Source organism: Polaromonas sp. (assembly GCF_016185115.1).
Lineage (GTDB): Bacteria > Pseudomonadota > Gammaproteobacteria > Burkholderiales > Burkholderiaceae_C > Polaromonas.
This window is the reverse complement of record NZ_JACPOF010000004.1, coordinates 578,717-598,669: the sequence shown is the minus strand read 5'-3', so window position 1 is coordinate 598,669 and position 19,953 is coordinate 578,717. Positions and strand designations below refer to the sequence as shown.

The window sequence follows — 19,953 nt, the reverse complement described above, 5'->3', positions numbered from 1 at the left end:
ATCTGAGGGCGTGGACGGAAATGCCATCACTAAAGTGAAACGAGCGGCGGTCATTTCCGCAGCGTATTGAGATGCCGCACAAAGCGCTCGGCGGCCAGTTCCATGCTCAGCAGGTAGCTATCAACCCTGGCTCTGAAATAGCGCCAGAAGATCAGGGATGGGATGGCCACAATCAGGCCGAATGCCGTGTTGTAAAGCGCAATGGAAATGCCCTGGGCCAGTTGCGCAGGATTACCGCCAGTTGCGGCGCCCAGGCCTCCGGTGCCCGCCTGCGAGCCGAAGATTTCTATCATGCCGATGACGGTGCCAAGCAGCCCCAGCAATGGCGCTGCTGACGCTATGGTGGCCAGAGCGGCCAGATAGCGTTCCAGTTTGTGCGCTGCCTGCCTGCCCGCGCCCTCCAGGGAGGAGCGGAGATCTTCTTCTGTCAGTTTGGGATTGGCATTCAGGGCCCGGAACCCGCTGGCCAACACCTCACCCAGCAGCGAGTTTTGCTCCAGTTGGGCAACGACATCTGTTGATGGGACTGCCGTGCGCGAAACCGTAATGGCCTCGTCAACCAGCCTGGGAGGGACAACCTTGCGTGTTTTGAGGCTGCTGAACCGTTCGATGACGAGTGCCAGAGCCAGGACAGAGCAGGCAACCAGAGGCCAGATGGGCCAGCCTGCGGCTTGTATGATCGAAAACAACGCACATCTCCCGGCGACTAAATTGAAGTGGATTATGGCTTACCGGCCGCTGCCTCTGGCTGTCCATGGTGCGCGGCAGCAAAACGCGGGAAATGCTATCGCTGTAGGCCATAACTCACAGAAGCTGTGGGTAACTTTGTGAGTAAGTGGCACGCCGCACCGCGCAAAGCCGCGCGGGAACTGCGATATGACAAAACGATGAAATTTTGAGCAGAATTAAGTTATTAAAAATCAATGAGTTACACGGATTCTCCGTCGTTCTGACGTGGTCTTGTGCGAGCGGCGGACGCCATGACGAGTTCTGTGGAGTATTGCCCCGCAGAAATTCAGGGGCTCTGTGATGAATGAGGGTCTGCAATCTGCGTTTTCTGGCCTTGCTGAGCAGGGCGGTATGGGTGCCTCAAGGGTGACGCTCTGGCGGGTTGGCTCTCTCCTCAGGGCCATTGCTGACAGCCTGGAGGCGCGGTTCAATCCTGTTTCCGTTCAGGGCGAAATTTCCGGGTTCTCGCGTGCCGCAAGCGGTCATTGCTATTTTTCGCTGAAGGATGAGCAGGGCCAGATTCGCTGTGCGATGTTTCGCCGGGCGGCCGGTCTGCTGGACTTTGCGCCTGGCGACGGTCAGTTGGTAGAGCTTCGGGGACGCCTGGGGGTTTACGACGCTCGCGGAGAGCTGCAGCTGGTCGTTGAGTCGATGCGCCGCGCGGGGCAGGGCACGCTTTTTGAACAATTCCTCAAGCTCAAGGCCAGACTGGAAGCAGAGGGCCTGTTTGATGCCAGCCGCAAACGACCCCTGCCGGTCATGCCTCGCGCCGTTGGCGTGGTGACCTCACTTGGGGCTGCGGCCCTGCATGATGTTTTGACTGCATTGCAGCGCCGGGCACCTTACATGCCGGTCATCGTTTACCCGTCGAGTGTGCAGGGCGCGCAGGCGCCAGCCGAGTTATGCCAGGCAATCTCGCGGGCCTCGGAGCGCGGGGAGGTGGATGTGCTGCTGCTGGTTCGCGGCGGTGGTGCCATGGAAGACCTGTGGGCATTCAACGATGAACAACTGGCGCGTGTCATCGTCGCAGCACCCATGCCTGTAATCAGCGGGGTAGGCCATGAAACCGACTTCAGCATCGCTGATTTTTGTGCCGACCTTCGCGCTCCCACACCGACGGCGGCCGCAGAGCTGTGCGTGCAACCCAGAGATGCCTGGATGAATTTGCTGGATTCCCGTCAGGAACGCCTGCAGAACGGCGTGGACAGGCAACTGGAGTCCCTGAACCAGCGGCTTGACCTCGTCGCAGCGCGTTTTAGCCGTCCCTCGCATTTCATTACCCGGCAACAGGCGCGACTCAGTGCGCAGGCTCAACAGCTAAAACACGCGGCCTCCATGGCCCTCAGCCTGGCGAGGGCTGATTTGACGCAGGCAGGCGACAGGTTTCCAAAGGCATTTTCTGCCGCTGTGCATGAGCAAAATGCAAGACTGGAAAATGCGCGCCGCCATCTCGAGTTGCTCAACCCAAAACTTGTACTCAAGAGAGGCTATGCGTGGCTCAGTGACGCCGAGGGATCGACCATCACCAGCGCGACACAGCCGGTGTTGGGCCAGGCACTGAGGGCTACCCTCGTTGATGGCGAGGTCGATTTGACTGTCTCGGCCCGGCGACTTATTTAGTTCTTAGAATCGACCGATAATTGTTTAACCACCACGAGGAAAATTATGGAACACAAACTGCCCCCACTGCCCTATGCCATGGATGCCCTGGCTCCCCATTACAGCCAGGAGACGCTCGAATACCACTATGGCAAGCACCATAACGCCTACGTTGTGAATTTGAACAACCTTCAGAAGGGCACGGAGTTCGAGTCCATGACACTCGAAGAGATCGTGAAGAAGTCCAGCGGTGGTGTGTATAACAACTCTGCACAGATCTGGAACCATACTTTCTTCTGGAACTGCATGAAGCCAGCAGGCGGCGGTGAGCCATCTGGCGCGCTGGCCGCAGCCATCAATGCCAAGTTTGGTTCGTACGCCGCATTCAAGGAAGCGTTCGTCAAGTCCGCTGTCGGCAATTTCGGATCCGGATGGACCTGGCTGGTCAAGAAGGCCGATGGGTCTGTAGATATCGTCAACACTGGCGCCGCAGGTACCCCTCTGACGACAGCCGACAAAGCCCTGCTGACCATCGACGTATGGGAGCACGCCTACTACATTGACTACCGCAACCTGCGTCCAAAATTTGTCGAGACCTTCCTCGCAAGTCTGGTGAACTGGAGTTTTGCAGAAGCCAATTTCGCCTGAAGTTCATTGGCCCTGAACAAAAGCCCGAGGATTCATCTTCGGGCTTTTTTTTGGCTGTTGACGCATGGGGCGCAGGAGCGGCTTTGCCAGGCAGATGTTGCGCCGGGAAACGAAGACAGATGTTTTCAAAGACGCCTGTTTTGCTCCGCAGCGAAATATTTGGTATCAAATGCCCGTTATTTTGTATCGTGATATTGCGTTGCATAAAATGCAGTCATTGTCAGATTCGCCAAAAGTCAGTCAGACTCTATCCAACCATGTCCACCGCCCTGCGCGCAGCCGGTGACATTGCCATAACAATTTCTGGAGATATGTAATGAGCACAGTGCAACCCACCATCATCTACACCCTGACCGACGAGGCCCCGTTACTGGCGACCAGCGCGTTTCTTCCCATCATCCGCACCTTCGCGGCGCCTGCGGGCATCAAGGTTGATACGGGCGACATCTCGGTGGCCGCGCGCGTGCTGGGTTCCTTTCCCGAATACCTCTCTGAAGACCAGCGTGTCCCGGACAATCTGGCCGAGCTCGGCAAGCTGACGCTTCGTCCGGAAGCCAACATCATCAAGCTGCCGAACATCAGCGCATCCGTGTCGCAGCTCATGGCCTGTATCAAGGAATTGCAGGGCAAAGGCTACAAGATTCCTGACTATCCGGAGAGCCCGAAGACGGATGAAGAAAAGGATATTCGCGCCCGTTATTCACGCTGTACTGGCAGTGCCGTGAACCCGGTGCTGCGCGAAGGCAACTCGGATCGCCGCGCGCCTGCCGCAGTCAAGAATTACGCCCGCAAGAACCCCCATTCAATGGGGGAGTGGAGCCAGGCATCGCGCAGCCATGTTTCGCACATGCACCACGGCGATTTCTACCACGGTGAAAAGTCGATGACGCTGGACCGTGCACGCGATGTGAAGATGGAATTGGTGACCAAAACCGGCAAGACCATCGTGCTCAAGCCCAAGGTGTCTCTGCTGGATCGCGAAATCATTGACAGCATGTTCATGAGCAAGAAAGCCTTGCTCGAGTTCTATGAAAAGGAAATCGAGGATGCCCGCAAGACCGGTGTGATGTTCTCCCTGCACGTCAAGGCCACCATGATGAAGGTGTCGCACCCCATCGTGTTTGGCCACTGCGTGCGCATCTTCTATCGCGAAGCGTTCGAGAAGCACGGCAAACTGTTCGATGAACTGGGCGTCAACGTCAACAATGGCATGGTTGACCTGTATAACAAGATCGCCACGCTGCCGCAGAGCAAGCAGGACGAAATCAAGCGCGACCTGCACGCCTGTCATGAGCACCGCCCCGAACTGGCCATGGTCGACTCTGCCAAAGGCATCACCAATTTCCATTCGCCCAACGACATCATTGTTGACGCCTCCATGCCGGCGATGATCCGCAACAGCGGCAAGATGTGGGGTGCCGATGGCCGCCTCAAGGACGTGAAGGCCGTGATGCCGGAATCGACCTTTGCCCGCATCTACCAGGAAATCATCAACTTCTGCAAGTGGCATGGCGCCTTCGATCCTAAGACCATGGGCACCGTACCCAACGTGGGCCTCATGGCGCAGCAAGCCGAGGAATACGGCTCGCACGACAAGACCTTTGAAATCCAGGAGGACGGTGTCGCCAATATTGTCGACCTGGCCACTGGTGAAGTGCTGCTCAGCCAGAACGTGGAGCAAGGCGACATCTGGCGCATGTGCCAGGTCAAGGATGCAGCGATTCGCGACTGGGTCAAGCTCGCCGTCAATCGCGCCCGCAACTCCGGCATGCCCGTGGTGTTCTGGCTTGATGCCTATCGGCCGCATGAGGCACAGATGATTACCAAGGTCAGGATGTACCTGCATGAGCACGATACGACCGGACTGGACATCCAGATCATGAGCCAGGTGCGTGCGATGCGCTACACGCTGGAGCGTGTGATCCGTGGCGAGGACACCATCAGCGCGACGGGCAATATTCTCCGCGATTACCTGACCGACCTGTTCCCCATCATGGAACTCGGCACCAGCGCAAAAATGCTGTCCATCGTCCCGCTGATGGCCGGCGGTGGCATGTATGAGACCGGCGCCGGTGGTTCAGCGCCCAAACACGTGCAGCAACTGGTGGAGGAGAACCATCTTCGCTGGGATTCGCTGGGAGAATTCCTGGCCCTTGCGGTCTCGCTCGAGGACCTCGGTATCAAGACCGGCAATGCCAAGGCCAAACTACTTGCGAAGACGCTGGACGCGGCGACCGGCAAGCTGCTGGACAACAACAAGAATCCGTCTCCCAAAACGGGCCAGCTTGACAATCGCGGCAGCCAGTTCTACCTGGCAATGTACTGGGCGCAGGAATTGGCGGCACAGACCGAAATTCCTGAGCTGGCCGCCAGGTTTGCGCCGCTTGCCAAGAAACTCGCTGCGGATGAGAAAGCGATCGTGGCGGAGCTGCAGGAGGTGCAAGGCAAGCCGGTGGATATTGGCGGGTACTATCAGCCCGATATGACCAAGCTTGAAGCTGTGATGCGTCCCAGCAAGACCTTTAATGCTGCGCTGGCATCGTTTAACGCCTGAGAGGGCAGCGAGATATTCAGAACCGGCCATACGGCTCTGAAAGGGCGATCAGGACGGCCGTCCTGATCGCCCTTTTTTGCGGACGCCGGCGGCTATGGCTGCGCTTGCGGATTCAATTGCGCCCGCTGAAAAGCTGGCCTCCCAGCCTGGCGCCCGCCTTGATGCCTTTTTTGGCGAACCAGCCCTTGTTCATTTCCAGCACATAGCGCACCGGTTTCGCAGAGCAGTGCGCATCGGTCGTCTGGGGCTTCATGTCAGCCAGATTAACGATGGTGCCGTCTTCCGCCACAAAAGCTGCAGTCAACGGCAGGATGGTATTTTTCATCCAGAAGCACTGCTGGGCAGCCTGTTCAAAGATAAAAATCATGCCCTCCGACTGCGGCATCTCCTTGCGAAACATCAGGCCGATTTGCCGCTGTTCGGGTGTCAAGGCGACCTGGGCGTCAATCTGGTGCATTCCTGCCGAGATTTTCACGCGCTGCAAATTCGTCTGCGGCTCGTCCTGTGCATGGACGGGGACAGAAAACCACAGCAGAGCTGGCAAAACGGCCGTGATAAGGGCGCGTGGAAAGGAGGTGGATTTGATGATCATGGTTTTTGGACGGTGAACGGTACATGACAAGCTTACGCGAGGCGCATAAAAAATGCCCGCACAGGGCGGGCATCTTTACCTGAAGCGCGGGAATTGCCTCCCGGCGTTTTCAGTATTACTTGGCAGCGGAAGCAGCAGCTGCTGGCTTGGCTGCAGACTTGGCGGCCTTCTTGGCTGCAGCGGCTTCTGCTTTTTCCTTCTTGGCAGCAGCTGCTTTTTCTTTCTTGGCGGCCTTGGCGGCTGCTTTTTCTTCCTTGGTCAGCTTGGCTGGCTTGGCTTCAGCTTTGGCTTCTGCCTTGACTTCAGCCTTTGCAGCTGGAGCAGCAGCGGCAGCAGGAGCTGCGGAAGCAGCTGGCTTGGCAGCAGGAGCTTGTGCGTAGACGCCAGCAGCGAAGAAACCGGCGATCAGGGTAGCGAGGACTTTGTTCATTTGGGAGTTTCCTGAAATAACGTTATTGGAAAAATTACCCCGAATTTCGGAGGCATCCTCGTAACGACGCCGGTTTGCATATGGTTGACAGCGACTGCAAATTTTCTTCAGAAAAATTGTTTGAAGCTAGAATTTCAGGGTTTTTACCTAAGTTTCGTCACGGATTTTGTTTATCAGGCCATCAAAGCCTGTCGGAGACTTTCTTTCATATGTACAAGCACATCGAGGTGCCCGCTCAGGGTCAAAAAATCACCGTCAATGCCGACAATTCGCTGAACGTGCCCGATGAGCCCATCATTCCTTTCATCGAAGGTGACGGCACAGGCAAAGACATCACACCGGTCATGTTGAAGGTGGTCGATGCTGCGGTTGCCAAAGCTTACGACGGTAAGAAAAAAATTCACTGGATGGAGGTGTATGCCGGCGAAAAATCAACCCGGGTTTACGGCCCTGATGTCTGGCTTCCTGAGGAAACCCTGGCTGCGGTCAGGGAATACGTGCTGTCGATCAAGGGGCCGCTCACCACGCCTGTCGGTGGCGGTATCCGCAGCCTGAACGTAGCCATGCGCCAGGAACTGGACCTTTATGTCTGCCTGCGTCCCATCCAGTATTTCAAAGGCGTGCCGTCGCCGTTGAAGGAACCCGAAAAGACCAATATGGTCATCTTCCGTGAAAATTCCGAAGACATCTACGCCGGAATCGAATTTGAAGCTGGCAGCGACAACGCCAAAAAACTCATCAAATTCCTTCAGGACGACATGGGGATCAGGAAGATCCGTTTCCCCGATACCTCCGGTATCGGCGTCAAGCCTGTGTCCAGCGAGGGCACCGAGCGCCTGATGCGAAAGGCCATCCAGTACGCCATTGACCACGACAAGCCCAGCGTGACCATCGTCCACAAAGGCAACATCATGAAGTTCACGGAGGGCGCCTTTCGTGACTGGGCTTATGGCCTGGCACAGAAAGAATTCGGCGCCCAACTTATTGACGGGGGCCCCTGGTGCAGGCTCAAAAGCCCCAAAACCGGGAAAGATATTGTGATCAAGGATGTGATTGCAGATGCCTTCCTGCAGCAGATTCTGCTGCGTCCGGCCGAATATTCGGTCGTCGCCACGCTCAACCTGAACGGTGACTACCTTTCTGACGCGCTGGCCGCGCAGGTCGGTGGTATCGGAATCGCGCCGGGCGCCAATATGTCTGATACCGTGGCCTGTTTTGAAGCCACTCATGGCACCTCGCCAAAATATGCCGGCAAGGACTATGTGAACCCGGGCTCAGAAATCCTGTCGGCAGAGATGATGCTTCGTCATATGGGCTGGACAGAAGCCGCAAACCTGATCATCAGCGCCATGGAAAAATCCATCGCTTCCAAAAAGGTCACCTATGACTTTGCCCGGCTGATGGAGGGCGCGGTCCAGGTCAGTTGCTCCGGTTTTGGTCAGGTCATGATCGACCACATGTGACGCAGCATCTTTCTTGCGCCTGTCGGCCGCCGAGGGAGGTAATCCCCGGCGGCTTTTATTTTTTCCCGAATTTGTCATATCGTTAAAAATGTCAATGATCGCCGCTTGAATGTCGCGTTCCCGCCACCACTTCTTTTGCATTCCCCTATCGGGCACACAGACGATTTCCAGTCGCTAGAATGATTTTCATGGCCACCCAACCTCCGAAGACTCCCAAAACCCCGGTGAAGCCGCAAACGCCGGCGTTCAAGCCTGAAGACGGGCGGGGCAGCGATTCAGTCGTACTGGAGCGCCTGCCGCAGAAAACCAAACCGCCGCAGATGTACCAGGTGGTGCTCCTCAATGACGACTACACCCCCATGGAGTTTGTGGTGGTGGTCATCCAGGAGTTTTTCAACAAGGACCGCGAAACCGCCACCGGCATCATGCTGAAGATACATCTCGACGGCAAAGGCGTATGCGGTGTGTTTTCAAAAGACGTGGCTGCGACCAAGGTCGACCAGGTCACCGAGGCTGCGCGTAAGAATGGCCACCCGCTTCAGTGCGTCAGCGAGCCCATTGAATTATGAAAAATGCGGCCAATATTGAATTCATGAGTTCAAACAGATACCCGTCCACCAACGTAGCAAGCCGAAAGGAAAATCAATGATTGCCCAGGAACTAGAAGTCAGCTTGCACATGGCCTTTGTCGAAGCGCGCCAGCAGCGCCACGAGTTCATCACCGTGGAACACCTGCTGCTTGCCCTGCTCGACAACCCCAGCGCGGCCGAAGTGTTGCGCGCATGCTCTGCCAATGTGGATGATTTGCGCAAGTCGCTGGCCAACTTCATCAAGGACAACACCCCGCAGGTGGCCGGTACCGACGATGTCGACACCCAGCCCACGCTGGGTTTTCAGCGTGTGATCCAGCGCGCCATCATGCACGTGCAGTCCACAGGTAACGGCAAGAAGGAAGTTACCGGCGCCAATGTGCTGGTCGCCATCTTTGGCGAAAAAGATTCTCATGCGGTGTATTACCTCCACCAGCAGGGCGTGACACGCCTGGATGTGGTGAACTTCATCGCGCACGGCATCAAGAAGAGCGACCCGCCCGAGCCTACCAAGGCAGGCGAGAGCGCAGCCGAGAACGAAGAGGGCGGCGGTGAGAAGAACGAAAAGGCTTCTCCGCTTGAGCAGTACACCGTCAACCTGAACCAGCTCGCCAAGGACGGCAAGATTGATCCGCTGATCGGCCGTCACTATGAGGTCGAGCGCGTCATCCAGATCCTCTGCCGCCGCCGCAAGAACAACCCGCTGCTGGTGGGTGAGGCAGGTGTGGGCAAGACCGCGATTGCCGAGGGCCTGGCCTGGCGCATCACGCAGAAGGACGTGCCTGAAATCCTTGCCGAAGCCCAGGTGTTCTCGCTTGATATGGGTGCCTTGCTCGCCGGTACCAAATACCGTGGCGACTTTGAGCAGCGCCTGAAGGGCGTACTCAAGGCCCTGAAAGACAAGCCCAACGGCATCCTGTTCATAGACGAAATCCACACCCTGATCGGTGCCGGTGCGGCCTCGGGCGGCACGCTGGATGCGTCCAATTTGCTCAAGCCTGCGCTCTCCAGTGGCCAGCTCAAGTGCATTGGTGCGACCACCTTCACCGAATACCGCGGCATCTTCGAGAAAGATGCGGCGCTTTCACGCCGCTTCCAGAAGGTGGACGTGGTCGAGCCGACCGTGCAGGAAACTGTCGACATCCTCAAGGGCCTGAAGTCGCGCTTTGAAGAGCACCACAGCGTCAAGTACGCCGTGGCGGCCCTGCAGGCTGCGGCCGAGCTGAGCGCCAAGTACATCAACGACCGTCACCTGCCAGACAAGGCCATCGATGTGATTGATGAGGCAGGCGCTGCCCAGCGCATCCTGCCTGCGTCCAAGCGCAAGAAGATCATCACCAAGGCCGAGGTCGAAGAGATCGTGGCCAAGATCGCCCGCATTCCGCCAGCCAACGTCTCCAACGACGACCGCGGCAAACTGCAGACGCTGGAGCGCGACCTCAAGAGTGTCGTGTTCGGCCAGGACAAGGCCCTCGAAGTGCTGGCAGGCGCCGTCAAGATGGCGCGTTCCGGCCTGGGCAAGGACGACAAGCCGATTGGCTCCTTCCTGTTCTCCGGCCCCACGGGCGTCGGCAAGACGGAAGCTGCGAAACAGCTGGCCTACATCATGGGCATAGAGCTCATCCGCTTCGACATGTCGGAGTACATGGAACGGCACGCCGTGAGCCGCCTGATCGGCGCGCCCCCGGGCTATGTCGGTTTCGACCAGGGTGGCCTGCTGACCGAAGCTGTCACCAAGAAGCCACATTGCGTGCTGCTGCTCGACGAAATCGAGAAGGCGCACCCGGACATCTTCAACGTGCTGCTGCAGGTCATGGACCACGGCACGCTGACGGACAACAACGGGCGCAAGGCGGATTTTCGCAATGTGATCATTGTCATGACCACGAATGCCGGTGCCGAGACCATGAACAAGGCGACCATCGGTTTCACGAACCCGCGCGAAGCCGGCGACGAGATGGCAGACATCAAGCGCCTGTTCACGCCCGAGTTCCGCAACCGCCTGGATGCGACAGTGAGCTTCAAGGCGCTGGATGAAACCGTCATCCTGCGTGTGGTCGACAAGTTCCTGCTGCAGCTCGAGACGCAACTGGCCGAGAAGAAGGTGGAAGTCACCTTCACCGACACGCTGCGCAAGTACCTCGGCAAGAAGGGCTTCGATCCGCTCATGGGTGCACGCCCGATGCAGCGCCTGATCCAGGACACGATCCGTCGTGCGCTGGCCGACGAGCTGCTGTTCGGCAGGCTGGTAGATGGCGGCCGCCTGACGGTGGACATGAAAGTCACCACCGATGAGAAAGGTGTCGAGACCGGTGAAGTTCAGCTCGACATCACGCCGCTGCCCAAGAAGGAAGGCAAGGCCAAGCCCGAAGCCGAGCAGGCTGAGGCGAGTTAATCCAGCGGAGCCGCGGCTTAAACAAGCCTCTCCCAAAAAGGCCGGTAGCATTGCGCTATCGGCCTTTTTCTTTTGGCCTGAAATTACCAGGTTCCCTCCTATCTTGACGATTCCCCAACTCAGCGACGAATGGAGCACAGGCCTTTCCCTGGCCTGGAGCGCCTACATCGCCATTCTGTCCATCTGGATAGTGCTGCAAAAGCGCGCACCGGTGTCCACCATGAGCTGGATACTGTCGATGGCCTTGCTGCCTTTTGCAGGCTTTGTGATCTATTACTTCCTCGGCCCGCAGCGGCTGAAGAAGCAGCGCCTCCGGCGACTGCGCAGCCGCGCCGGTGAGCGCGGCGATGCCGACATGGCCTTGCTGCGCGGTGCTGCCGAAAAAGCCCCTCCAGCCCTGCGTCAGATGGCCGCGCTGGGCACAGCGGCGTGTGGCCTGCCGGTCTCGAGTGCCACTTCTGCCGAACTTCTCGTGGGCGGTGCAAAAACCTTCGACAGTATTTTTGAGGCGATCAGAAGCGCTCGCCACCACGTTCATCTGGAGTACTACATATTTGAGCCGGACCGCATAGGTGCCGCATTGCGCGATCTGCTGGTGCAAAAGGCCGGGGAGGGAGTGGCCGTACGCCTGCTGGTTGATGCGCTGGGCTCCAAACGACTGGGAAGCAAGTTCATGGCTCCGTTGCTGGAAGCCGGTGTCAAGGTTGGGCTGTTCCACGACTCGCGGATAGGCCGGCGACTGCGACCGGTCAGCAATTACCGCACCCACCGCAAGATCGTGGTGTGCGATGGCGTTGTCGGCTTCACGGGCGGCGTCAATATCACGGATGAAGAAGACATGCGCACCCGCGCCGATGCCTACCATGACGTGCACCTGCGCATCGAGGGCAGTGCTGTCCGCTGGCTGCAAACCACTTTCCTGGAGGATTGGGTTTACGCCACCGGCGAGTCCCCGCAGGACACCCACAAGTCGCTGCCCAACCTGCTGCCGCACCTTGATCCCGAGGCCGAGGCCGGAGACATCCCCGTACAGATCGTGAGCAGCGGCCCCGACAGTGAGCTCGAAGCCATACACCGCATGCACGTGGCAGCCATCAATGCCTCATGCCAGCGCGCGTGGCTGACCACGCCGTACTTTGTGCCGGGCGAGCCGGCATTGATGGCGCTGACCAGCGCTGCGCTGCGTGGGGTGGATGTGCGCCTTCTTGTGCCGCGCCTTAGCGACAGTTTTATCGTCAGTGCTGCAGCGCGTTCCTACTATGACGAGCTCATCGCCGCCGGGGTCAAGGTCTGGGAGTACAAGGCCCGCATGCTGCACTCCAAGACCCTGGTGGTGGATGACAACTGCGCCATGATAGGCACGGCCAACTTCGACAACCGCAGTTTCCGCCTGAATTTTGAGGTGATGGCGGTGGTCTACGGCCCGACGCTGGTGGACCCCCTGGCCGCACAATTCGAGACCGATCTGCACAGTGCTTCCTGGGTTCGTGTTAACAGGCCGCAAAAGTTTTTGATGCGCCTGATGGACGCCACGGCACGCCTTTTTTCTCCCTTACTTTGATGTAACCTAAAAACAGCGGTTGACCGCTCGCAAATTTCAAGAAAGCCGCATGAGCACCCACCTCCTCTTCTTCGTTCATGGTTATCGTTCGGGTGACAGCGCTATGTACCCGATTGCACCGCGCACGCTGCACCGTACTGCGTTGCTCCGCCTTGTGGGCATTAGCCCACAGCGTTGTCGCGCCTTGCCTGGCACAACGCGCGCGGCACACTCGGGCCCATCCAACCACTGTTTCTAGGTTTCCATGCTGCCCCACACCTTTCTCTGGCACGACTACGAGACCTTCGGCCTGAATACCCGCCGCGACCGGCCCTGCCAGTTTGCCGGCATACGCACCGACGCCGACCTGAACGAGATCGGCGAGCCGGTGATGATTTATTGCCAGCCCGCCAACGACTACCTGCCCGATCCGCAGTCCTGCCTCATCACCGGCATCACGCCGCAGCTGTGCCTGGGGCGTGGCCTGCCCGAGCACGCCTTCGCTGCAAAAATTGAGTCACTGCTGGCCCAGCCCGGCACCATTGGCGTCGGTTACAACACCATCCGCTTTGATGATGAAGTCACGCGCTTCATGTTCTGGCGCAACCTCATAGACCCCTACGCCCGGGAATGGCAGAACGACTGCGGCCGCTGGGACCTGCTTGACGTCGTGCGCATGGCCTATGCACTCAGGCCAGAAGGCATCACCTGGCCCACCAAACCTGATGAGCGCAGTGCGGACGCCACGGCATTGCGCCCCAGCTTCAAGCTTGAAGACCTGGCCCGCGCCAACGGCCTGCTGCACGAGGCTGCGCATGATGCGCTGTCCGACGTACGCGCGACCATCGCACTGGCCAGGCTCATCAAGACCACCCAGCCCAAGCTGTTTGACTTTTGCCTCAGCCTGCACAAGAAAGACCGCGTCGCGATGGAACTGGGCCTGCCCGCAACAGCGCAGAACGCGCAACCGTTTTTGCATGTTTCCGGCATGTTTCCCCCCGAGCGCGGCTGCATGGCCATCATGTGGCCACTGGCCACGCACCCGACCAACAAGAACGAACTGCTCGCGTGGGACCTCGCCCATGACCCCAGCGAACTGCCACTGCTCGACGTGGCTACCCTGCGCCAGCGTCTCTTCAGCAAGACGGCGGACCTGCCCGAAGGCGTGCAGCGGCTGCCGATCAAGTCGGTCCACCTGAACAAGTCGCCCATGGTCGTACGCAAGCTCAGGACGCTGAGCGACGGGATGGCCGCAAAGTGGGGCATAGACATCGACGCCGCGATGGCCAACGCAGAAAAGGCCGCTTGCCTGCCGGACATGAGTGCCATCTGGCCTGAGGTCTTCCAGCGCCCGAAAGAGGCCACGCCCGACGTGGATGAAGATCTTTATGGCGGCTTCGTCAACAACACCGACCGCAGGCGGCTCAACCAGCTGCGTGACCTGTCGCCCGCAGAGCTGGCCCATGCGCGTATCGGTTTTGACGATGACCGGCTGGAGGAAATCGTGTTCAGGTACCGTGCCCGGAATTTTGCAGATACCCTGTCGCCCGAAGATGCAGAACGCTGGGAGGCGCATCGCGCTGCGCGCCTGCTCGAAGGTGAGGGCGGGGCGCGCAATGTGGATGCACTGTTTGCCGAGATCGATGTGCTTGCCGAGGCTGCGGATGAGAAAGGACAGGCCGTGCTTGAGGCGCTTTATGAATATGCCGAGCTTGTGACGCCAGAGGTTTGAATAGCCACACAAAGAAGACTTTCCTTTCGAGATCAGACCGGTGGTTGCCGTTTGGTACTTTTCTGTCATCCCGGACTTGATCCGGGATCCATCCCCGCTTCGTTTCAGATGGATTGCGGATCAAGTCCGCAATGACAGAAAGAGCGGGTTGCGAACGGTATATGCCCACGGCCGCTGACTCTGTACTGGATAAGTGCCAGTTCCCGGCGCCCGGCTGTCAGCCGCAAAGCGCCACCGCGTACTTCCCGTAGGCCACTCCACCTACAGCCCGGGCCCGGGCATATTGCGACCATGGACATAACCGTTCAAAAGGAGTGCCCCATGACCCGTGAAGGCGTAAACCAGATCATGCTCAGCATCTTTACCCGCGCGGGGAAGGCCACCCGCTGGGACTATGACGAGGGCATAGTTGCCAACCTGCTCATTGACGAACTGGCCCGCAATTGGGAAGTGTTGCCCGACACCACCAAGGCAACCATGCTGGGCGTGGCATACAACCTCAAGCTGCAGAGCATGGAGCTGGAAACCGCCGGCGAAGTGGCCGCGCTGGCGATCAACCGTGTGATGCAGGCTTCGCGTGTGACGCGTTAGGCTTCAGGCGTCAAGTGGGCCATTGCTGGGGAAACAGCAATTGTTAATATATAACTTAACATTTGCGTGCCAAAAGCCGGTTTACCCGAATTCAGGTGCCTGAAATCGGCCAAAAAAGGCCTTTTGGGGGCATCAAATCGGGCTCAAGGCCAATAGATACGCACGTGAGCAGCTATCAAATATGTAGCGTCTAGTCTCTTGAGAGCGATTCCCACGCTTCATACTTGCCCATCACGCCCATATACAGCTCACTCGCCTCAAACCTGCCAAGCCAGGCCTGTAGCCTGGGCCACGGTTGCGCTTCAAACCAGTCCGCATCGGTATGCGCAAACTGCCGCACAAAGGGCAGCGTGGCCATATCGGCGAGGCAAGCAGAAGCGCCGAACAGCCAGCCGCCTTCCAGCCTTGACTCCAGCTCATCAAGCCATCGTGCGCCCAAGTCCCTTTGCGTCAGTGCAAATGCATGGGCGTCAGATCCTGACTCCAGCGGATAGCGGTTGGGGTATTTATAACGATCCAGATTGCGTTTGAAGGCGCCGTCGTTGACGCTGATCAGGGCCAGCATGTCATCAAGTGCTTCGCCTTCCGGGGGCAGCCAGTGAGCCGGGTCGTTTTGACCCAGCGCCCAGCGCATGATGTCCAGGCTTTCATCAATCACCTTGCCCTCGGGCAACACAAGCACGGGCACGGTGCCTTTGGGAGATGCAGCCAGCATCTCTGCCGGTTTGTTTCGCAGCACGACTTCGCGGTGTTCATGCTTCACGCCGCTCACAGCCAGGGCCAGCCGCGCGCGCATGGCATAGGGGCAGCGGCGGAAGGAATACAGGACGGGCAGAGCGCCAGTCATTTGCATATTCACGCGCCGGGCTGGCGCAGGCCGATATGTGCAGCCTGGCGTTTTTCGGCCAGTTCTACCTGGCGCTGGCGCTCGCGGTAACCTGCTTTTTGTTCTTCTGTGGTGGCGGCGTGGCAGTGCGCGCAGCTCACGCCCAGCTCGTACAGGGGCGATTGGCGGTCTTCTTCGCTGAGCGGGTCGCGGCAGGAGCGGCACAGGGTGAAGGCGCCGGGCTGCAGCCCGTGGCCGACGGACACACGTTCGTCAAACACAAAACACTCGCCTTGCCAGGTGCTTTGCGCCTCAGGCACGGTTTCCAGGTATTTGAGGATGCCGCCTTCGAGGTGGTAGACCTCGTCAAAACCCTTGGCGCGCATGAAGGCGGTTGATTTTTCACAGCGTATGCCGCCGGTACAGAACATGGCCACACGCGGCTTTTTGCCGTCAACGGGCGCGAGTTTGCCGCCTTCGGCCATCTCGCGCTCCACCCAGCCGGGCAGTTCTGAAAAGCTTGAGGTCGCGGGGTTGATGGCGCCCTCGAACGTGCCTATGGACACCTCATAGTCATTGCGTGTGTCGACCAGCACCACATCGGGTTCGGCCAGCAACGCGTTCCAGTCCGCTGGTTTGACATGCTGCCCGGCGTTGAGGGCGGGGTGTACGTCGGGCACACCCAGGGTGACGATTTCGCGCTTGAGCCGTACCTTCATGCGGTAAAACGGCAATTGTTCAGCCCAGGCTTCCTTGTGCTCAAGCGCTGCGAGCCGTGCATCGCTGCGCAGGTACGCCAGCACGGCGCGCACGCCGGCTTCGGGGCCGCTGATCGTGCCGTTGATGCCTTCTGCGGCCAGCAGCAGGGTGCCCTTGACGCCATTGGCCTCGCAGCGCGCCAGCAAGGGCGCCTGCAGCGACGCGTGGTCGGGCAGTTCGACAAATTTGTACAGGGCGGCGGTGAGGAAGGGCATGGGTTTGTGGTCCCCCGACGGAGGCAGGAAATTCGCTGTCAAATCGCAGCCAGATCAACAGCCGACGGCGCTTCTTGCGGCGGGGAGGGCCCATTTTATCGGCTGAGGCGCTTTACCGGGCTTGACGGATATCATGCTTTCCCGCTCTTCACGCCCGAAAGACCACCATGACCAGCCCCCAGTCCGAGAACAAAACCCGCATCAAGGTCGCCGTGATGGGCGCAGGGGCTGTGGGCTGCTATTACGGTGGCATGCTGGCACGCGCCGGTCACGAGGTGGTGCTGATCGCCCGGGCGCAGCATGTCGAGGCGATAGTCCTTGATGGCCTGCGCGTGCAGACGGCCGCGTTTGATGAATATGTGCGCCTTTCAGCCAGCACAGCCCCCAGCGCTGTTGAGGGCGCTGATCTGGTGCTTTTCTGCGTCAAGTCCACAGACACCGAATCTGCGGGCGAACTGATTCGCCCACACCTGGCACCCGGCGCGCTGGTGCTGTGCCTGCAAAACGGGGTGGACAACGCCGACCGCCTGCGTGCTGTACTGCCCCGGCATGAGGTGGCGGCCGCCGTTGTTTACGTGGCCACAGAGATGGCCGGCCCCGGGCACGTCAAACACAACGGACGGGGTGAATTGGTCATCGAGCCGTCAAGGGGCCAGGGCTTTTCGAGCGCGGCGGCTGCCTTGGCCCTGATGGGGGCGGGTGTGCCCGTTGAGATTTTGGACAACGTGCGCGGCGCGCTCTGGGCCAAGCTGATCCTGAACTGCGCCTACAACGCGGTATCGGCGATTGTCCAGATGCCTTACGGCCAGACCGTACGGGGCGAGGGCGTGACAGACGTGATGCGGGATGTGGTCGCCGAATGCCTTGCGGTGGCCAAAGCCGACGGCGTCACTGTGCCGGGCGATGTGGAAGCAGCGGTACGCAAGATTGCCGAGACCATGCCCGACCAGTTTTCATCGACAGCCCAGGACCTGGCCCGGGGCAAACACAGCGAAATTGATTACCTCAACGGCTTTGTGGTGCGGCGTGGCCACGCGCTGAATGTTCCGACGCCTGCCAACCGCGTACTTTGGGCGCTGGTGAAACTGCTGGAATCACGCATGTCCTGAGCGTTAGAAGGTCTGCAGTCCAGGGTAATGCTCAATAATTGGTGTGTATTTTATTAAATACTAAATTTGAATATGTATTTAATAAAATACTATATTTATTGGTATTAGTATCTTAAAAAAGATAAAATGTCATTTTGTATTGATTTAAATACTTCATGACCACAAGCTTTGAACTGGCCGCCATCCTTGATAACGAGCGCAAGCGTCAGGCGCTCACCATCAGCGAGGTCATCAAACGTACAGGTGTGAGCCGGGCCGCCATCTACCGTCTGTTCAAGGGCGGTGATGTGCAGCTCACGACTTTGCTCTCTGTCACTGATCTGCTGGGGCTGGATTTGCTGGCCATGCGTACCGACGTGGCCCGGCTCATGCCTGACACGGCTGACGGCCTGTCTGGCATATCTGCCGCCACTCGCAAGACGCTCGCACAGGAAAAAAACCGCCAGCGTGAGGCTGCACCTGGCCCCATGTCTGCCGTCGCTGCGCGTGCTGCCCGGCTGCAAGGCAAGCTTCAGACCTCCCACTGATGAACATTCCCGTCCTCGTCATCAAGCTGCATGGCCGACGGGTGGGCATGCTGTTTGAGTTTGCACCCGAGAATGCCGAGCCCATCATCCGCTTCGCAGTCGATGAGGCCTATGCTCGCGAGGCCTTTGGCGCCGAGCCTGTACTGTCCGAATCCTTCCGCGCCGCGGAACCTGCGCAGCAGCAGTCCTTCTGGCTGAACCGCGTCTCGCCGGGCTTTAATTCCGTCCGTGGGCTGAGAGGCGACATCCAGTTGCCTGCGTTCTTCCAGAACCTGCTGCCGGAGGGCACCTTCCGCAAACACGTGGCCGATGCGGCAGGTATAGACCCTGCCAACAACTTCAGCATGCTGGCCGCCTGCGGCAGGGATTTGCCGGGCGCCGTCACAGCCGAGTGGGAGAACATAGGCAAGGCCGCCCTGCAGGACCTGGTGACACAGGGGCAGGATGCGCTGGAGGTCACGGTCTGGTCCGAGCCCTTTCAGGACGCCATTTCGATCTCCGGCGTGCAGCCCAAGCTGGGTGTGAATCGCGACGCAGACGGCCGCTTCAGCGGGCGCACAAAACATCACGACACCGCCATCATTGCCAAGCTCCCCTCGGTTGAATACCCGCGCATGCCGCAGATGGAAGACCTCTGCATGCGCCTGGCGAAACTGGCCGGGGTGGATACCTGCGAGTTTGAGCTGGCCGACATGAAGGCGCTGGCCGCCGGCCACCGTTATGACCTGGGCGAAGAGGTGCAGGGCCGCTTTCTGGCTGTGACTCGTTTCGACCGCGGGCCGGCCGGCCGCGTGCATTTTGAGGATTTCGCGCAGGTACTGGGCGTCTCGCCCGAAAACAAATACAGCCAGAGTTACCTGGTCATTGCCCAGACCCTGCTTGACTTGCCTGGCTGCGGTGTGCCGGCCGTGCATGAGCTGCTGCGCCGAATTGAAGTGAACGACCTGCTGGGCAATGCAGACATGCACCTGAAGAACCTCGGCCTGCTTTATCGTGATGCCCGGCAGGCCGAACTTGCGCCGGCCTATGACCTGCTCAGCACCCACGTCTACCTTGGCACCCAGGGGCATGCGCTGGCCCTGCTCGAAGAAGGCAAGCCGGACCGCAAGGCCAAAGACGATCACCGAAAGCCGCTGCTGACGCCGCAATCCGTGCTGCGCTTCACCAGCGCACTCGACATTCCCCAGAAACAGGTCGCCCGAATGCTGCGCGAGGTGGCCAGGCAGGCCGCTGCGACCTGGCTGGAGCCCATCCAGTCCGCAGACATCACGCCGCGCCAGCGCCGCGTGCTGCTGGAGCGGCTGGGCAATCACCTGCACATCCGGCAGGCGATCAATGCGCTCAAGAACCCGGTGCTGGCGGCCGCATGGGATGCAGCACTGCAAACCCCGGCCTCACCTGAGGTCTACCAGCCGCGGCTTGCCGGTTTCTAGGAACCGGGCACCAAAACGCGCCACTGCCCGGAGCTTGCCGCCCAAGTCTGGGGCAGGTAAGGCAAGTTTCAGTGCTCCAGAACGCGAGCCAGGTCGCTTTATGCCTCATTTTGGTGGCATGAAACCTGCTTGCATTACCGCAGATCAGGCCAATGACGGCCTGAACAGGGCGATGCTTCAGGCATAGCCCGATCAATTGAACGGATAACGGTGTCCACTTC

Annotated in this window: 17 protein-coding genes; 12 read left to right on the top strand and 5 right to left on the bottom strand. The window is 59.1% G+C overall.

Translation table 11 applies throughout. The features are described 5' to 3' along the window. Positions 1-50: 50 nt before the first annotated feature. Positions 51-689, bottom strand: coding sequence for a MotA/TolQ/ExbB proton channel family protein (locus tag HYX42_RS03555; RefSeq protein WP_293399641.1), 639 nt, complete (start codon positions 687-689; stop codon positions 51-53). Positions 690-1,080: 391 nt separating this feature from the next. On the opposite strand from HYX42_RS03555, the gene xseA reads away from it, so the two are divergent. The 3 genes from xseA (at position 1,081) to HYX42_RS03540 (ending at position 5,530) form a co-directional block, all read left to right on the top strand. After that, positions 1,081-2,349 (top strand): exodeoxyribonuclease VII large subunit, encoded by a 1,269-nt coding sequence (gene xseA / locus HYX42_RS03550; RefSeq protein ID WP_293400023.1) that lies wholly within the window; start codon positions 1,081-1,083, stop codon positions 2,347-2,349. A gap of 45 nt (positions 2,350-2,394) precedes the next feature. After that, a complete protein-coding gene (locus HYX42_RS03545; RefSeq protein ID WP_293399638.1) occupies positions 2,395-2,976 on the top strand; it encodes a Fe-Mn family superoxide dismutase in 582 nt (193 codons plus the stop codon). Positions 2,977-3,292: 316 nt separating this feature from the next. Further along, positions 3,293-5,530 (top strand): NADP-dependent isocitrate dehydrogenase, encoded by a 2,238-nt coding sequence (locus HYX42_RS03540; RefSeq protein ID WP_293399636.1) that lies wholly within the window; start codon positions 3,293-3,295, stop codon positions 5,528-5,530. Positions 5,531-5,642: 112 nt separating this feature from the next. Here the strand turns inward: HYX42_RS03540 and HYX42_RS03535 are convergent, their stop codons facing one another. Beyond that, positions 5,643-6,122, bottom strand: a complete 480-nt coding sequence (locus HYX42_RS03535) for a DUF192 domain-containing protein (RefSeq protein ID WP_293399634.1) — start codon at positions 6,120-6,122, stop codon at positions 5,643-5,645. Between the two features lie 115 nt (positions 6,123-6,237). After that, a complete protein-coding gene (locus HYX42_RS03530; RefSeq protein ID WP_293399631.1) occupies positions 6,238-6,552 on the bottom strand; it encodes a cell envelope biogenesis protein TolA in 315 nt (104 codons plus the stop codon). Positions 6,553-6,761: 209 nt separating this feature from the next. On the opposite strand from HYX42_RS03530, the gene icd reads away from it, so the two are divergent. From icd to HYX42_RS03500, 6 genes are all read left to right on the top strand, one after another. Further along, complete coding sequence (gene icd / locus HYX42_RS03525; RefSeq protein WP_293399629.1) at positions 6,762-8,015, top strand: NADP-dependent isocitrate dehydrogenase; 1,254 nt, start codon at positions 6,762-6,764, stop codon at positions 8,013-8,015. Positions 8,016-8,203: 188 nt separating this feature from the next. Then, positions 8,204-8,584, top strand: a complete 381-nt coding sequence (clpS, locus tag HYX42_RS03520) for an ATP-dependent Clp protease adapter ClpS (RefSeq protein WP_293399626.1) — start codon at positions 8,204-8,206, stop codon at positions 8,582-8,584. 76 nt (positions 8,585-8,660) lie between these two features. Then, a complete protein-coding gene (clpA, locus tag HYX42_RS03515) occupies positions 8,661-11,000 on the top strand; it encodes an ATP-dependent Clp protease ATP-binding subunit ClpA (RefSeq protein ID WP_293399624.1) in 2,340 nt (779 codons plus the stop codon). 103 nt (positions 11,001-11,103) lie between these two features. Next, complete coding sequence (cls, locus tag HYX42_RS03510; RefSeq protein ID WP_293399622.1) at positions 11,104-12,561, top strand: cardiolipin synthase; 1,458 nt, start codon at positions 11,104-11,106, stop codon at positions 12,559-12,561. A 244-nt stretch (positions 12,562-12,805) separates the two neighbouring features. Next, the gene (gene sbcB, locus HYX42_RS03505; protein WP_293399619.1) at positions 12,806-14,272 is read left to right on the top strand and encodes an exodeoxyribonuclease I; all 1,467 of its coding nucleotides are present in this window, start codon (positions 12,806-12,808) and stop codon (positions 14,270-14,272) included. A 321-nt stretch (positions 14,273-14,593) separates the two neighbouring features. Beyond that, entirely contained in the window at positions 14,594-14,863 is a 270-nt protein-coding gene (locus HYX42_RS03500) for a hypothetical protein (RefSeq protein ID WP_293399616.1), read from the top strand. A 190-nt stretch (positions 14,864-15,053) separates the two neighbouring features. Here HYX42_RS03500 and HYX42_RS03495 read toward each other — a convergent pair whose 3' ends face one another. After that, positions 15,054-15,710 (bottom strand): glutathione S-transferase, encoded by a 657-nt coding sequence (locus HYX42_RS03495; protein ID WP_293399613.1) that lies wholly within the window; start codon positions 15,708-15,710, stop codon positions 15,054-15,056. Positions 15,711-15,718: 8 nt separating this feature from the next. Next, the gene (locus HYX42_RS03490; RefSeq protein WP_293399610.1) at positions 15,719-16,663 is read right to left on the bottom strand and encodes a rhodanese-related sulfurtransferase; all 945 of its coding nucleotides are present in this window, start codon (positions 16,661-16,663) and stop codon (positions 15,719-15,721) included. A gap of 200 nt (positions 16,664-16,863) precedes the next feature. On the opposite strand from HYX42_RS03490, the gene HYX42_RS03485 reads away from it, so the two are divergent. From HYX42_RS03485 to HYX42_RS03475, 3 genes are all read left to right on the top strand, one after another. Then, positions 16,864-17,772, top strand: a complete 909-nt coding sequence (locus HYX42_RS03485) for a 2-dehydropantoate 2-reductase (RefSeq protein ID WP_293400020.1) — start codon at positions 16,864-16,866, stop codon at positions 17,770-17,772. A gap of 155 nt (positions 17,773-17,927) precedes the next feature. Further along, positions 17,928-18,299 (top strand): helix-turn-helix transcriptional regulator, encoded by a 372-nt coding sequence (locus HYX42_RS03480; protein WP_293399607.1) that lies wholly within the window; start codon positions 17,928-17,930, stop codon positions 18,297-18,299. Beyond that, the gene (locus HYX42_RS03475) at positions 18,299-19,732 is read left to right on the top strand and encodes a type II toxin-antitoxin system HipA family toxin (protein ID WP_293399604.1); all 1,434 of its coding nucleotides are present in this window, start codon (positions 18,299-18,301) and stop codon (positions 19,730-19,732) included. The genes HYX42_RS03480 and HYX42_RS03475 overlap by 1 nt, the downstream gene beginning before the upstream one ends. Positions 19,733-19,953: the final 221 nt, after the last annotated feature.